The organism is Streptomyces sp. MUSC 14 (genome assembly GCF_001866675.1).
Taxonomy (GTDB): domain Bacteria; phylum Actinomycetota; class Actinomycetes; order Streptomycetales; family Streptomycetaceae; genus Streptomyces.
In genome coordinates, this window is record NZ_MLYN01000049.1 from 37383 (window position 1) to 51672 (window position 14290).

The following is a 14290-nucleotide window of genomic DNA, read 5'->3' on the forward strand; positions in this document are numbered from 1 at the left end:
GTATACACCATCAGTTGGGGAGATTTGTCATGCGTGCAGTCGTGGTGCGGACGTTCGGCGGCCCGGAGGTCGTGGAGGTCGCGGACATGGCGGTGCCGGAGCCGGGGCCCCGGCAGGTGCGGATCAAGGTGGCGGCCGGTGCGCTGAACCCGGTGGACGCGGCCGTGCGCACCGGGTTCTTCGGCGGGGCCGGCAAGACGCTCGGGCTCGGCTGGGACGTGGCCGGGACGGTGGACGCGGTGGGGTTCCCCGCCTCCTGGCGGGTCGGTGATGCGGTGGTGGCGCTGGTGCCGGGGGTGGACGCGCCGCTCGGGGCGCACGCGGAGTACGTCGTGGTCGACGCGGACGCGGTGGCCGGGGCGCCGGAGTCGGCCGACGCGGTGCACGCGGGCACCCTGCCGCTGAACGGGCTGACCGCGGTCCAGGCCCTGGACCTGCTGGAGCTCGCGCCGGGGGCCACGTTGCTGGTGACCGGGGCGGCGGGCGCGGTCGGCGGGTTCGCGGTGCAGCTGGCCGCGCGCCGGGGGATCGAGGTCGTCGGGCAGGCCCGGGCGGGCGACGAGGAGCTGGTGCGGTCGCTGGGGGCGGCGCGCTTCACGGCCGACGGGGCCGGAGCGGGGGGTGTGGACGCGGTGCTGGACGCGGCGGTGCTCGGCGAGCGGGCGCTCGCGTGGGTGCGGGACGGCGGCGCGTACCTGGGCGTACGGCCCGGCGAGCACCCCGGCGCGGTGCGCGGCGTGCGGACCGGGTCGGTGGCCGTGCGGCCGGACGGTGCGCGGCTGGCGGAGCTGGCACGGCTGGTGGACGAGGGGGCGCTGACGCTGCGGGTGGCCGGGACGTTCGCCTTCGAGGACGCGGGCGAGGCGCATGCGCGGCTTGCGGAGGGCGGTGTGCGGGGGCGGCTGGTGCTGGTGCCGTAGGGGGTGGAATGCCCGAGGTGGGGTGGCCGTTGGAGAGGTATAGTTGAACGGTCAACAATCTGGAGGGTGAGCGACCATGCAGTTCGGGATCTTCACGGTCGGCGACGTCACGCCGGACCCCACCACGGGGCGGACCCCGACCGAGGGCGAGCGGATCAAGGCCATGGTCGCCATCGCCCGGAAGGCCGAGGAGGTCGGCCTGGACGTCTTCGCGACCGGTGAGCACCACAACCCGCCGTTCGTGCCGTCGTCGCCGACCACCATGCTCGGCTACATCGCGGCGCGGACCGAGCGCCTCGTCCTGTCCACGTCCACCACCCTGATCACCACCAACGACCCGGTGAAGATCGCGGAGGACTTCGCGATGCTCCAGCACCTGGCCGACGGGCGGGTGGACCTGATGACGGGCCGCGGCAACACCGGGCCGGTGTACCCGTGGTTCGGCCAGGACATCCGGAAGGGCATCGACCTCGCCATCGAGAACTACGCCCTGCTGCGCCGGCTGTGGCGCGAGGACGTCGTGGACTGGGAGGGCACGTTCCGTACCCCGCTCCAGGGCTTCACCTCGACCCCGCGGCCGCTGGACGGCGTACCCCCGTTCGTCTGGCACGGCTCGATCCGCTCGCCGGAGATCGCCGAGCAGGCGGCCTTCTACGGCGACGGCTTCTTCCACAACAACATCTTCTGGCCGGCCGACCACACCAGGCGGATGGTCGAGCTGTACCGGGCCCGCTACGCCCACTACGGGCACGGCACGCCCGAGCAGGCGATCGTCGGGCTCGGCGGCCAGGTGTTCATGCGGAGGAACTCGCAGGACGCGGTGCGTGAGTTCCGGCCGTACTTCGACAACGCGCCGGTCTACGGCCACGGGCCCTCGCTGGAGGACTTCACCGAGCAGACCCCGCTGACCGTGGGCTCGCCGCAGCAGGTGATCGAGAAGACGCTGGCGTTCCGCGAGTACGCCGGTGACTACCAGCGCCAGCTGTTCCTCATGGACCACGCGGGGCTACCGCTGAAGACCGTGCTGGAGCAGCTCGACCTGCTGGGCGAGGAGGTCGTACCGGTGCTGCGCGAGGAGTTCGCCAAGGGCCGGCCGGCCGGGGTGCCGCAGGCGCCCACGCACCGGTCCCTGCTCGCCGCCGCGGTGGCGCCGCGGGTGTAGCCACCACCTGCGGTACCGCTCGTCGAGAAGCCGCGCGGGACGCCGTGGCGGAGGCCGTCGGGCCGATGGTCGTCACGCCGGGTCGTGCCGGAGGCGCGCCGTTGTCGCACCGACCGGGCGGCGGCTGAAATGACCGCTTTTCCGCCTGCCCTCCCCACGCTCGGCCGCGCTCGCGCGGGGACCCCCACCCCGGCTCGGCGGCTGAGAAGCCGCCCTGCCGGGCGGGGCGGAGATGGTGAGAGGACGGAAAGGCGCGGGCCCGGGTTCCAGTGTGACGGTGAGAGGGCGGTAAAAAGGGTGATCGTACGGCCGCCCGTCCCAACCGAACCGCCGGAGGGCTTGGCAAACTGGGGGCGTGCCCCAGACTGTGCTGCTCGCCGAAGACGACCGTGCCATCCGCCATGCCCTGGAGCGTGCGCTGACGCTGGAAGGGTATGCGGTGACGGCGGTCGCCGACGGCGTGGAAGCGCTGGCCCAGGCCCACAAGACGCCGCCGGACGTCCTCCTGCTGGACGTGATGATGCCCGGCATCGACGGGCTCCAGGTCTGCCGTGTGCTGCGCGCCGAGGGCAACCGCACCCCGATCCTCATGCTCACGGCCCTCGTGGAGACCGCCGACCGCATCGCGGGCCTGGACGCCGGCGCCGACGACTACGTCGTCAAGCCGTTCGACGTGGAGGAGGTGTTCGCGCGGCTGCGTGCGCTGCTGCGGCGTACCCTCCCGGTGCCCGCCGGGGCGAGCGGCACCGGCGGCGGGAGCGACTCCGTGCGGGCCGACGTCCAGATCTCGGACCGGCAGGTCGAGGCCGCCGGCATCCGCATGGACCTCCAGGCCCGCCGCGCCTGGCGCGGCAAGCGCGAGCTGGAGCTGACCCGCACCGAGTTCGAGCTGCTGGAGCTCCTCGTGCGCAACGCCGGCATCGTGCTCGACCACTCCACCATCTACGACCGGATCTGGGGCTACGACTTCGGACCCGGCTCCAAGAACCTCGCCGTGTACGTCGGCTACCTGCGCCGCAAGCTCGACGAGCCCGGTGCCCCGCAGCTGATCCACACCGTGCGGGGCGTGGGTTACGTGCTGCGGGAGGACTGAGTGGGCCGCCTCAAGCGGCTCAGGCGGTCGCTGGCCGGGCGCCGGCCGGGGCTCGTCTCCCTGCGCACCACCTTTGTCGTCTCCTTCGCGGCCGTCACCGCGGCGGTCACGATCCTCGTCGGCATCCTGTCGTACAGCTCCGCCGCGCGGCTGGTCCGGGTCGACCAGCAGTCGGTGTTCTCGCAGGTCGTGCAGGACGTACGGGACGAGGTGCGGCAGCACGAGATGGTGCCGGAGGACTTCTCGTCGTCCCGGCCGGGGCACGACCTGGTCCGGCCGGCGCGCACCGACGTCCAGGTACTGGGCGCACAGGGCCAGATAGTGGACCACGGCAGCCCGAGCCTGCCCGTCACCTCCCGCGACAAGGCGATGGCCCTCGCGCAGACCGCCGGGAAGGTGGTCGAGCACAAGGACGTGCCGGTGGACTCGGACCTGTACCGGGTCGCCACCATCTCGCTCGGCGACGGCCGGGGCGCGGTGCAGATCGCGCAGGAGTTCAGCGACACCGAGGACCTGCTGCGCACCCTTCAGCAGCGCACGCTGATACTGATGGCGGCGGTCGTGGTGGCCGCCGGTCTGTTCGGCTGGTGGCTGGCGCGCCGGATCACCCGGCGCCTGGTGATCCTCACCTCCGCCGCCGAGGACGTGGCCCGCACCCGCCGGCTGGGCATCGACGTGCCGGTCACCGGGCTGGACGAGGTGGGCCGGCTGGGCCGCGCCTTCGACCGGATGCTGGGCCGGCTCGCGCAGTCCGAGGAGGACCAGCGCCGGCTGGTCCAGGACGCGGGGCACGAGCTGCGCACCCCGCTCACGTCCCTGCGGACGAACATCTCGCTGCTGCGCCGTATCGACGAGCTCCCGCCCGAGACCCGTGAGGACCTGGTCGCCGACCTCGGCCAGGAGGCCCGCGAACTGACCGACCTGGTCAACGAGCTGGTCGACCTCGCCGCCGGGCAGTCCGACACCGAGCCGCCGCAGCGCGTCGACCTCGCCGACATCGCCGAGGAGGTGGTGGGGCTGGCCAAGCGCCGTACCGGCCGCGAGATCGTGCTCCGCACGAGCGGTGACACGACCACCGACGGCCGGCCGGGCATGCTCCAGCGGGCCATGTCCAACCTGGTGGAGAACGCGGCCAAGTTCGACCGGGACCGTACGTCGCCCATCGAGCTCAACGTCACCGGGCCGGCCCGCTCGGGGACGGTCCGGGTCGAGGTGCTGGACCGGGGGCCGGGTATCGCCGAGGGCGACCTCATCCGCATCTTCGACCGCTTCTACCGGGCCGCCGACGCCCGCTCCCTGCCGGGCTCGGGCCTCGGACTGTCCATCGTCCGCGAGGTCGCCATGGCGCACGGCGGAGCGCCGTTCGCCTTCCGGCGCGAGGGTGGCGGCGCGGTCATCGGGTTCACTGTGGGCGGCGGGATCGTGTGAAGCGGAGAGCGGTGGCGGCGGCTGAAGACCATCAGCCGCCGCCACCGCTCTCCAGCCGTCGCCGCCGTCGCGTCCTACGACTTCCCGCCCATACCCGGCAGTTCGAGGAACCCCTCCGCCCGGGCCGAGGCCAGGCCGATGCGCGGTATGTCGCTGGACTTGGCGAACAGCAGGAACCGCGGCTCCCAGACCGGGCGGTACTTGGCGTTGGCGCGGTACAGGGACTCGATCTGCCACCAGCGGGAGAAGAAGGTCAGGACGGAGCGCCACAGACGCAGGACCGGACCGGCACCGAGGCGGGCGCCGCGCTCGAAGACCGCGCGGAACATCGCGAAGTTCAGCGAGACCCGCTGGATCCCCAACTCCTTCGCCTGGACCAGGAGTTCCACGACCATGTACTCCATCAGGCCGTTCTCGCTGTCGCGGTCGCGGCGCATCAGGTCCAGGGACAGGCCGTGCTCGCCCCAGGGGACGAAGCTGAGCAGGGCGCGCGGTTCGTCGTTCGCGTCGCGGCACTCCAGCATCACGCAGCGGCCGTCCCCGGGGTCGCCGAGCCGGCCGAGGGCCATGGAGAAGCCGCGTTCGGTGGCGCCGTCGCGCCAGTCGTCGGCGCGCTGGACGAGGCGGTTCATCTCCTCTTCGGGGATGTCCTCGTGGCGGCGGACCCGGACCGTGTAGCCGGCCCGCTTGACCCGGTTGTGGGCCTGGCGGACGACGCGCATGGCGCGGCCCTCCAGGGTGAAGTCCGCGATGTCCACGATCGCCTCGTCGCCGAGTTCGAGGGCGTCCAGGCCGTGGCGGGCGTAGATCGTGCCCGCCTCCTCGCTCGCCCCCATGACGGCCGGGGTCCATGCGTGCCGGCGGGCCTCCGACAGCCAGGCGTCGATGGCACCGGGCCAGGCCTCGGGGTCGCCGATCGGGTCGCCGGAGGCGAGGGAGACGGCGCCGATGACGCGGTAGGTGACGGCCGCCTTCCCGGTGGGCGAGAAGATGGCGGCCTTGTCGCGGCGCAGCGCGAAGTAGCCGAGGGAGTCACGGGCGCCGTGCTTGTCGAGCAGCGCGCGCAGCTTCTCCTCGTCCTCGTCGGTGAGCAGCCGGCGCCCGCGCGGGGAGCGGAAGCAGGCGTACAGGACCAGGCAGAAGACGCCGGCCAGCAGGATGTTGATGATGATGTCGACCCAGCGGGGCGCGTGCACGGAGTCGACCCGGTCGGCGAGCGGGCCGACGCTGATGCCGCGCAGCAGGGTGTACGCCAGCTCTTCGAGGACCGGCGCGTGGTGCAGCTTGTTGGTGGCGTGCACGAGCAGCGTGCCGAGGCCGCCGGTCACCAGGACGCCGCCGACGCCGACGGCCAGGGCGAGCTTCGGGCTGGAGGGGTCGCCGATGGCGTTGAACTCCCGGCGGCCGATCAGCAGCGCGGCCACGAAGAGGCCGGTGAGGCCTGTGGAGACCCAGTTGAAGACGTGGCCGCTGAACGGGTGCTGGGTGAGCGCGAGGACGTACAGCACGAACAGGGGGCCGGCGAGCAGCATGTTGACCACCCACCCGGCCCGCTTCCCGCGCCGCATCACCAGCGCCAGGAAGATCGCCGCCGCGGCCGAGACCAGGCCCGCGGTGGCCAGGTACGGCGTGAAGAACTTGCCGGCGTGGTGGACGTGGGCGTGCACGTGGCGTGCGGTGAAGAGTTTGCCGTCGTTGTGTTCCTGTACCTCTTTGCGGAACGGCAGCGACATCACCGCGATGACGTTGAAGACGGCGATCAGCCGCAGGTACCAGACGGTGGCCGAGGCCGCCGCCGCGCGCAGCCGGGGGCTGGGTGCGGGCAACTGGAACTCGCGGCGACCGCCGCGTTGGGCGGGGACCTGCGCGTCGATCACGGTCGACTGCTCTGCGGGCATGGTGACTGGTCACCTTGGGTCGGGAGGGACAGGGCAGACGTCGACCCTACAGTTCGTAGGGTAAACGTGGATGCGCGTGTGCGCGGCCCCGATGCGGCGGCATTCACCGGATTCACACGGAGCGGACGGCGATGGTCCGGGCGCCGGGGCTATCGGGAGCGTACCGGCATCCGCTCTTACCTGGATCTGCCTGTTCCCGCCTTCCTGGGAACTCCCTGTGCTCGCCTTACCCGGCCCTTTCTGTGTCCCGGCTGTGCGTCTTACCGGAAATCAACCGGATTTGCCCGTACCGCGCCGGGCTGCCGCCAGGTGCCAGGCCAGGTTGCCCACCGCCGCGCCGGCCGCCACCGCGGCGACGATCACCCCGCCGGTCGCGAGGCCGTCACTGAACAGGTGCGGGCGCCGGTCGAGGCTGTGCAGCCCGAAACCGCAGAGCTCGTACACGCCCACGGCGGCGACGATCAGGCTGACGACCAGCAGGGTCACCGTGGGCGCGAGGCTGCGCACGCCCGCCTCCTCGTCGGCTTTCGTCTCGGTGTCCTGCATGGGTCCCCCGTTGAACAGACGTGTGGCCGCTGGCGGTTGGGAACCTACAATACGTAGGGTTTCCGGGTGGTGTCGCCGGGCCGGGATGTCACCGGTGGGGGTGGTGGGCGTTCTCGTGACCGGTTCTGCGGTGAGGTCCTCCGTGCCGGACGGCGTCGAGGGCCTCGCGGTGGCGGTGCCGGTCGGGACCGGCCCCGCCACCTGCGAGGGGTGCCCCGTCGCCGTACTAGTCGACGCTGACCGGACCGTCGTCGTCCGAGGGCCGGCCCTTGCCCGCGCGCAGCTGGAGCAGGCCGCTCGGATTGGTGCCCCCGGCGGCGCCCACGGTGTCGGTCTTCTCCTTGTCCTGGCCGCCCAGGTTCTGGCGGACCGAGTCGAGGATCGTCAGGCCCTGGGAGACCAGGCCGGCGGCGATCTCGCCGAGGCCGTCGGCGCCGTTGAGGACGTTGACGTTGGCGCCCGCCAGGCCGCCCGCGGCCTCCTTCACGATCTGCGGGAGCTGGTCGATCAGCATCCGGTCCAGCGCGACCCGGTCGTAGGAGGCCGCGGCCTCCGCCTGGATCTTCATGCGCTGGGCCTCGGCGGCGGCGAGGATCCGGACCCGCTCGGCCTCGGCCTGAGCGGGCTTGACGACCTCGGCCACCAGCTGCTGTTGCCGCAACTCGGCCTGCTTCTGCGCCAGTTCGGTCTGCGCTTCGAGCACCTCCTGCTGGGCGTGGGCCTGCGCCAGCGGACCGGCCTGGGAGGCGTGCGCCTGCGCACGGTCGACCTCGGCCGAGTACTCGGCCTGGACGACGGCGGTCTGCCGGGCGTACTCGGCCTGCTTGCGGGCCGCCGCCTGCTCCGCCTCGACCGAGGCCTGGGTGGCCTGCGCCTGGGCGATCTGGGCCTGGCGCTGGATGGCCGCCTTGTGCGGGGCGGACATCGCGGCGATGTAGCCGGTGTCGCCGTCGTCGATCGACTGGATCTGCAGCGAGTCCACGATCAGGCCGATCTTCGCCATCTCCACCTTCGAGGTGTCGAGCACCTCGGCGGCGAGCTTCTGCCGCTCGGTGACGATCTCCTCGACCGTCATCGAGCCGATGATGGCCCGCAGGTGACCGGCGAAGATCCGGCCGGTCAGGATCGACATCTGCTCCTGGTCGGACAGGAAGCGCTGGCCGGCGTTGATGATGCTCTCCTGGTCGTTGCCGACCTTGAAGGCGATGACCGCGCGCACGTGCAGGGAGATGCCCTGCTTGGTCACACAGGTCTCGGTGACCTCCGCCTCACACATCGACAGCGTGAGGAAGCGGACCTTGCGAAAGACCGGAAGCACGAATTTGCCGTGGCCCGTGACCACGCGGAACGGAGCGCCCCCCAGTCCCCGCCTGCCTCCCGAGATCAGCATCGCCTCGTCGGGAGCGGGAACGCGGTATCCGAACATGCCTGTACTCCTCAGCTTGCGCCGGCGGTGTCTCCGTCGAGCGCGTCCAATGGATCCACCCACTCGATGACGCCGACCTCGCGGCATCCGCGAGATTCGATCACGAGGACCGTGGCGCCTGCGGGCAGGGGACTCTCGGACCAGGCGAGGAAGGTCTCGGAGCCGCCTCTGACCCGCACCAGCACCTCGCCGGGCCCGGCGGTTCCGCGGGTCCCGATGAGCACCTTGCCCGTGCAGCCGATCACGGCCTCGTCCTGCGACATCACCGGCCGTCCTCCTCGTCCTGGCCCCAGGATTCCGACGATAACCCCACTGCGGCCGGTTCCCAACGGGCGCGAGGGTGCGGCGTAGCGGGCGGGCACGGGGGGAGGCGGTACGGCGGCCGGGGCGCGCCTCGGCGAGGGCCGTTCCCGGGCCGCGGCCGACCGTGTCGCCGGAGGAGTCGCCGTCGAGAACGACGGGACGGAGTGGGGGAGTTGAGACAGCCGTCGTCGGCCCTGGGGCGGCGGTGAGGGCCGGTTCCGTCCCGCGGGGCCGTCGGGCCTCAGCCGACGGCGTACGCGTTGTAGACCGTCGTGGTCGAGCTGTCGCCGTGGGTGTCGGTGACCGTCGAGCGCAGGCCGACGCGGCCGGAGGAGGGGTTGTGGACGGCCATGGTCCACGTGCCGCCGGACAGCTTCGCGGCGGCGGCGTGCCAGGTCGTGCCGTTGTCGGCGGTGTACCAGGCCCGCACGGACTTCACACCGTCCGACAGCTGCTGGATCGTGCTGTCGTCCGTGCCGTTGCGCTGCATGCCCAGGACGACGGTCGTGGTCGACCCGGGGGCCGCCTGGTTCCTGGAGTTCAGCGCGTCGGGCCAGAACCGGGTGATGTAGTCCCGGATCTGCTGGTTCCTGCCCGGGTCCGCGTAGAAGGTCAGGCTGAGGCTCGCCGTGGTGGACAGCGAACCGGACGGCAGGCCGCGCCGGCCGCTCTCGTACAGCGTGTACCAGCCCGCACCGGGGAGCACCGGATGCCCGTCGATCTCCTGCCCGGGGCCGTAGGCGTGCGAGTAGAGCGTCCTGCCCGCGTGGGTCAGCTTCACACTGCCGCTCGCCAGCGTCCCGCCGTCGGGCAGGGTCGGATCGGCGAACGGATTGACGGACCCGGGGTACAGCTGCTTGTACCAGGTGTTGGGCAGCCGCCCGCCGGGCCCCCAGACCGCGTGACCGAGGGTCAGCGAGGTCGTCCGGCCCGCCGCGTAGCCGTGGAACCCGCCATAGACGAAGTCGTTGCCCTGCTGGCTCACCTGCCACTGCCCGGCCGGGAGATGGGCGGTGAAGGAGTTGGGCAGCTCACGCTGGAACTGGAGCGAGTTCGGACCCCACGAGCAGGAGCCGCCGCTCGCCGAAGAGTAGTGGAACGAGAAGTCCGCCTGCCCGCTGTCCGGGCCTGAGCGGGCGGACACCTTGAGGGCGGTCAGCCTGGACTGCGGAAGCGTCGCGGACACCCCGGACGGCACGCCGCCCGTGTGCGTGGCGGACGCCACCCAGAAGTCCCCGCCGGTCGCCGACCGCGGCTGGTAGGTGGTGCCGTAGGACAGCTCGTACGCCTTGCTGCTCGACGGGATGACGTACAGGTCGCCCGCCGGTGCCGACGTGCCCATGCTGGCCGGGCCGTTGTCGGAGGCGCAGACGTACGCGCTGACCGTCTGGTCGTATCCGCTGCCCGGGTTCGGGCTGAGCGAGACCTTGACCGCGCGGCCCTGCCGGGCGTCGAACGTCGTCTTCGTGGTGCCGGAGACGGTCACACTGCGCCCGCCGACCGTGGCGCCCTCGTCCCGGGCGTCGACGACGGACGTGACGAGCTCGTAGCTGCCGGCGGGCAGCGACGTCGCCTTGTTGCTGTCGATGAAGCGGAAGTCGTTCGTCTTCGTGTTGTAGACCGCCACCTGGGCGTACACCGGCTTGCCGCTCCGGTCCAACGTCGTGACGGTCAGTGATCCGCCCGCGGCCGACGCCGTGGAAGCACCGGCGAGAAGAACCGGACCGAGCGCGATGACGACACTCGCTGCCGCTGTGATTCGCCGCATCAGACCCCCCAATAGGTGCGCGACAAAAGTGAGTCACGGTAGCGCAGGGGTGACACGTACACATCACTGACCCCTCGGACACAGCGAGGGCGGACCCGAAAGCCTCCCCAAACCAAACGAAACCCGCAGCTCAGGGCCAAACCAAGCAATACGGCTGATGCCCCGCCTCATGCAGCCGGTGTGAGAAGTCCTGCCACTCGTGCAGCGAGTGGGGGCGGGAGGGGGCTGACCTGCGGTTTCGCCGGGAAATGTGCGTTGACCTGGGAGAACTCCTCTCTGTAGTTCTCACGGTTCAACGCCGTTTCCCAGGCTCATGTGCCCTGGATGTGCCCTCGGCGACCACGACCGTCGAGGGCCGACAGCCGGATCAGTCGGCGACGATGTTCGCCGTGAGGATACGGACGGCTTCACGAGTATTGTCCGCGGCGAAGCGGACCTCTCGCACCTCCTGGAACGGCTTCCCGGGCTTGGGCGCCACAGAGTACGGCTCGCGCAGCTTGACGCTCAGGGTGGTGGAGTCACCGATTGGCATCGCCAGGATGCCGTCGTTGATCTGGACGGCTCTGCGATAGCCGCTGTGCCGGGTCGTGCGGACCGATTCGACGAGGTCAAGCGGGATCGCGATCTGCACGAAGTGGGCAAACCGCAGCACCATTTTGCCGTCGCCGACGCTGTGAGGGCGGACGGACAGTGCCGCAATGAAGCCGAGCACCCAGAGGGTTCCGTAGATGGAGAGCGCCAGCAGGATGATGCGCACCACGGACCAGGGGACGAGGAACTCGACGGCGAGGATCTCCAGAGGCACGAGAAACACCATTGCCCACATGATTGGCTTGATTTCCGAGCCGTAGGTCAGGATCTGGTGTCCTTCGGGTGCGTCCGGCTTGCGGCGGATCCAGCGCCAAAGAGCGCGGAAAAGGCCGAATTCCATCCCCATCGCCTTGGCCACAGGGGCAGGGAGCACGGTGGATAGCGCCTGGTTGAGGGCCTCCTGCCCGTCGGCACCCCGGCTCCGGGAGGTCTTGTAGGCCCGCGTGGCAAGGGTGAACTCGGTGATCACGATCCCGGCCAGGAGGAGTTCGAGTAGCAGTCCGACCGCCACCGCCTCGCCGAGGCTGAACACGCCTGTCCATACGAGGCAGACCTGGGCGAGGACAACGGTAGGTGCCGCCCATCGGGCGGTGGTCGCCAGGAACCTCCGCAACGTCAACCAACTTTCCTCTCGGGGGTGTTAAGTTCACTGGTTATTATCCCCGCTGGCTCTTCGCGGCTAAGCGCCGCGAAGGCCCGTACTGGCTGCTTTCTTTCGCAGACGCGGCCCGAAAAGAGAGCTTTCCGGACGAGCCGCACTCACTGTTTCTGCCAGTCCTCTTCCACGACAATCCAGTTCTCGCCAGTGAGTTTCTGTTCGAGGAAGGAATAGGGGAGGAGGCCGTAGCCCTGGACCCCCCAGCCGGTTCCCCAGCTGTTCCGGACGCGGAAGGCTCCCGAGCCGGTACCCCGGTCGTAGGGAGCGGTGTCCGCCTCGTCGTCGTAGCCGGTCAACAGGACCACATGAGGTCCCACCGACTGCTCCGTGGGCAGCTGTACAGGAATGACACCGCCGTTCAGCAGGGACATGGAGATCGACGGACAGAGCCGGATCTCCACGCTCACAGGGATGCCCAGCGCGATGTACCGGCGCGCCAGGTCGAGCAGGCCAGCCCCGTCCGGCGCACGCAGCGGACGCGCGATCGGGCGGGAGTGCCACGCGCTGACGTGGCAGTGCTCGGGCGGATCCCGGTCGACCCGGGTCGGACCGAGTTCGTCGTACGGCCAGGCTGCCTCCTCGCACAGCCCCGACTCTGCCCAGGCGCGGAAGCTGTGTTCGAGACGGGAGCCCTTGCGGTCCGCGGAACCGGCGAGCCGGCGTGAGAGCCGGTAATTGAAAAGGACTGAGGGGGTGAACTCCAGCTGCTTGGCCCGGCGGGCGTAATAGCCGGCGATCGCCGTGGTGACCGCGGCGGTGCACAGGGGGACCTGCCCCTGGTCGATCACGGGTGGCATCCAGCCGGACAGGTCCATCCGGTGAGGGACGCTTCCGGCCGTCCACCAGGGAGGCACGATCCCGGACAGCCAGTCGGCGTCGGCGGCTTCGGAGACCGCGGAGTCGGCGTCCTTGCCGGTAGGGTGTGCCGTCGTCACGACGGGTCCCGGGGTGTGTCGGGGCCTTTCCCGGCGTTCCGTTTCTGGACCGTCTGGTCGATCCGCTTCTGGCGACGAGTGACAGCGGAGTAGAACTCGTTCAGGGCGGCCTGGTCGAAGTTGGACTCGGGCCTGCGCTCGGGCAGGAAAGCACCGGTGTCCGTGCCGCGGACGAGCAGGGCGCTGTCCTCGCCCGCGGTGGGGGAGACTCGCGGTGTGATGTAGTCGATTGCGAAGTTGAAACGTCCAGTATCGGTCTGGTTGGGGCCCGAAGCGTGGGCCATGGCCAGATGGTGCACAGAGCACTGGCCAGCGTCAAGGAGAACGTCGACAGCCGCCGCCTCATCGATGTCGACGGCGATCTCCTCACCGCGCATGATGTCCTCTAGGCCGGAACCACCGAACCGATGTGGCAACGCGCCGCGCAGATGTGAACCCCGCGCGTAGCGCATGGTGCCGTTGGCGACAGTGGTGTCGGTGAGCGCGACCCAGACGCGTGCCGCGTGCTGCTGGTAGCCGTCCAGGCCCAGGTAGACGGCGTCCTGGTGCCAGGCGAGTGAACTACCGCTGTGCGCGGGCCTGATGAAGAGGTTGGTGGACCACACCAGCAGGTCGGGTCCCAGCAGTGACTCGACGGCGCCGAGGATCGCGGGGTGGTGCACGATCCGATCGGCCCAGGAGGCGACCAGGTGGATCTTGGGGAAGGCGGCGTACCGTGCCAGGGCGCCGCCCACTGCGCTCACGGCACGCAAGTAGGTTTGGCACTCGGCCAGCGCCTGTTCGGCCTCGGCACGCGTGAGCGCGTCCACAGGGAAGGCGAATCCGTCGGTGCGGAACCGTGCCGCCAAGTCGGGAGCGGTCGTGGTCATCGGGCAGCCACCTCCGGGACGGGCACGATCCCGTACTCTTTGGCGTCCTGCCGCATCCGGTCTAGCAGGGCGAGCGCGTCGTCCCGCTTGGCATCCGGAGCCTCGGGGGACCGCAGGTAGTCGGCAAGACGCTGTCGGTCGGGTTCGGGCATGGTGCCCTTCAGCTGGTGCAGGGCGGCGGCGCTGGTGCGCTGCGGGAAGTACAGAGCCTTGGCGGTCTCCAGGAACAGTTCCGCGTTGTCCTTGCTCACCACCCTCCGGCGCAGCGCCGCGTCGATCGCAACGCGGATGTTGACCATGGGTTCGCACACCGGACGCAGCGACTCGCTGTCGAAGGTGATGGCGACCTCGTCGTCATCCTCCAGGGCGCCAGAGGCGTACATGCTGTACACGGTTCCGACTCCGGTCATGCCGTACACGTCGAGTTCGGCGGCTCGGAGGGCGCCCATGCTGGACGAGCCGTAGACGCGGACCCCGCGGTCCATGGCCCGCAGGATCTCCTTGGGGGAAATCGAGAAACTCTGCAGGAACTTCCCGTCGATGATGCCGATGCGGTTCGGCGGTTGCTCCTGCGCCATGAGGGTGTCGATGTCCCCGCGCTCGATGGGCGGCAGGAACTCGGCGCCGGGAAGGCGGGCCGCAGCCTCCTCGGGCGGCAGGCTGGGGCCGACGAACACGACCGTACGCATGATG

General features: G+C 70.6%; 13 protein-coding genes. 4 read left to right on the plus strand and 9 right to left on the minus strand.

All coding sequences use genetic code 11. The annotated features are described in order from the left end of the window. Positions 1-29 precede the first annotated feature (29 nt). The 4 genes from BIV25_RS29835 to BIV25_RS29850 all read left to right on the plus strand — a co-directional run bounded on the left by BIV25_RS29835 (position 30) and on the right by BIV25_RS29850 (position 4603). Positions 30-920, plus strand: coding sequence for an NADP-dependent oxidoreductase (locus BIV25_RS29835; RefSeq protein WP_071375562.1), 891 nt, complete (start codon positions 30-32; stop codon positions 918-920). A gap of 76 nt (positions 921-996) precedes the next feature. Next, entirely contained in the window at positions 997-2082 is a 1086-nt protein-coding gene (locus BIV25_RS29840) for an LLM class flavin-dependent oxidoreductase (protein ID WP_071375563.1), read from the plus strand. Between the two features lie 355 nt (positions 2083-2437). Next, positions 2438-3175, plus strand: coding sequence for a response regulator transcription factor (locus tag BIV25_RS29845; protein WP_079176968.1), 738 nt, complete (start codon positions 2438-2440; stop codon positions 3173-3175). Further along, on the plus strand, positions 3176-4603 hold the full coding sequence (locus tag BIV25_RS29850; protein ID WP_071375565.1) for a sensor histidine kinase: 1428 nt from the start codon (positions 3176-3178) through the stop codon (positions 4601-4603). Between the two features lie 74 nt (positions 4604-4677). On the opposite strand, the gene BIV25_RS29855 is transcribed toward BIV25_RS29850, so the two are convergent. The 9 genes from BIV25_RS29855 to BIV25_RS29895 all read right to left on the minus strand — a co-directional run bounded on the left by BIV25_RS29855 (position 4678) and on the right by BIV25_RS29895 (position 14286). Next, positions 4678-6501 carry a phosphatidylglycerol lysyltransferase domain-containing protein gene (locus BIV25_RS29855; protein ID WP_079176969.1) on the minus strand — a complete coding sequence of 608 codons (1824 nt, stop codon included), beginning with the start codon at positions 6499-6501 and terminating at the stop codon, positions 4678-4680. 270 nt (positions 6502-6771) lie between these two features. Then, positions 6772-7047: a hypothetical protein gene (locus BIV25_RS29860; RefSeq protein WP_071375566.1), complete on the minus strand. Its 276-nt coding sequence runs from the start codon at positions 7045-7047 to the stop codon at positions 6772-6774. 226 nt (positions 7048-7273) lie between these two features. Beyond that, entirely contained in the window at positions 7274-8473 is a 1200-nt protein-coding gene (locus BIV25_RS29865) for a flotillin family protein (protein ID WP_071375567.1), read from the minus strand. A gap of 11 nt (positions 8474-8484) precedes the next feature. After that, on the minus strand, positions 8485-8736 hold the full coding sequence (locus tag BIV25_RS29870) for a hypothetical protein (RefSeq protein ID WP_071375568.1): 252 nt from the start codon (positions 8734-8736) through the stop codon (positions 8485-8487). 281 nt (positions 8737-9017) lie between these two features. Then, positions 9018-10544 (minus strand): hypothetical protein, encoded by a 1527-nt coding sequence (locus BIV25_RS29875; protein ID WP_071375569.1) that lies wholly within the window; start codon positions 10542-10544, stop codon positions 9018-9020. 367 nt (positions 10545-10911) lie between these two features. Then, on the minus strand, positions 10912-11667 hold the full coding sequence (locus BIV25_RS29880) for a hypothetical protein (RefSeq protein ID WP_071375618.1): 756 nt from the start codon (positions 11665-11667) through the stop codon (positions 10912-10914). 227 nt (positions 11668-11894) lie between these two features. Then, the gene (locus tag BIV25_RS29885; protein WP_071375570.1) at positions 11895-12728 is read right to left on the minus strand and encodes a C1 family peptidase; all 834 of its coding nucleotides are present in this window, start codon (positions 12726-12728) and stop codon (positions 11895-11897) included. Then, entirely contained in the window at positions 12725-13597 is an 873-nt protein-coding gene (locus BIV25_RS29890; RefSeq protein ID WP_071375571.1) for a phytanoyl-CoA dioxygenase family protein, read from the minus strand. The genes BIV25_RS29885 and BIV25_RS29890 overlap by 4 nt, the downstream gene beginning before the upstream one ends. Next, positions 13594-14286 carry a TfuA-like protein gene (locus tag BIV25_RS29895; RefSeq protein ID WP_071375572.1) on the minus strand — a complete coding sequence of 231 codons (693 nt, stop codon included), beginning with the start codon at positions 14284-14286 and terminating at the stop codon, positions 13594-13596. The genes BIV25_RS29890 and BIV25_RS29895 overlap by 4 nt, the downstream gene beginning before the upstream one ends. Between the last annotated feature and the right edge of the window lie 4 nt (positions 14287-14290).

Excerpts from the sequence above, each read along its gene's own strand:
- BIV25_RS29895 (WP_071375572.1), bottom strand. The coding sequence starts at position 14,286 with ATGCGTACGGTCGTGTTCGTCGGCCCCAGCCTGCCGCCCGAGGAGGCT.
- BIV25_RS29855 (WP_079176969.1), bottom strand. The coding sequence starts at position 6,501 with ATGCCCGCAGAGCAGTCGACCGTGATCGACGCGCAGGTCCCCGCCCAA.
- BIV25_RS29835 (WP_071375562.1), top strand. The coding sequence starts at position 30 with ATGCGTGCAGTCGTGGTGCGGACGTTCGGCGGCCCGGAGGTCGTGGAG.
- BIV25_RS29875 (WP_071375569.1), bottom strand. The coding sequence starts at position 10,544 with ATGCGGCGAATCACAGCGGCAGCGAGTGTCGTCATCGCGCTCGGTCCG.
- BIV25_RS29890 (WP_071375571.1), bottom strand. The coding sequence starts at position 13,597 with ATGACCACGACCGCTCCCGACTTGGCGGCACGGTTCCGCACCGACGGA.
- BIV25_RS29860 (WP_071375566.1), bottom strand. The coding sequence starts at position 7,047 with ATGCAGGACACCGAGACGAAAGCCGACGAGGAGGCGGGCGTGCGCAGC.
- BIV25_RS29865 (WP_071375567.1), bottom strand. The coding sequence starts at position 8,473 with ATGTTCGGATACCGCGTTCCCGCTCCCGACGAGGCGATGCTGATCTCG.
- BIV25_RS29870 (WP_071375568.1), bottom strand. The coding sequence starts at position 8,736 with ATGTCGCAGGACGAGGCCGTGATCGGCTGCACGGGCAAGGTGCTCATC.
- BIV25_RS29840 (WP_071375563.1), top strand. The coding sequence starts at position 997 with ATGCAGTTCGGGATCTTCACGGTCGGCGACGTCACGCCGGACCCCACC.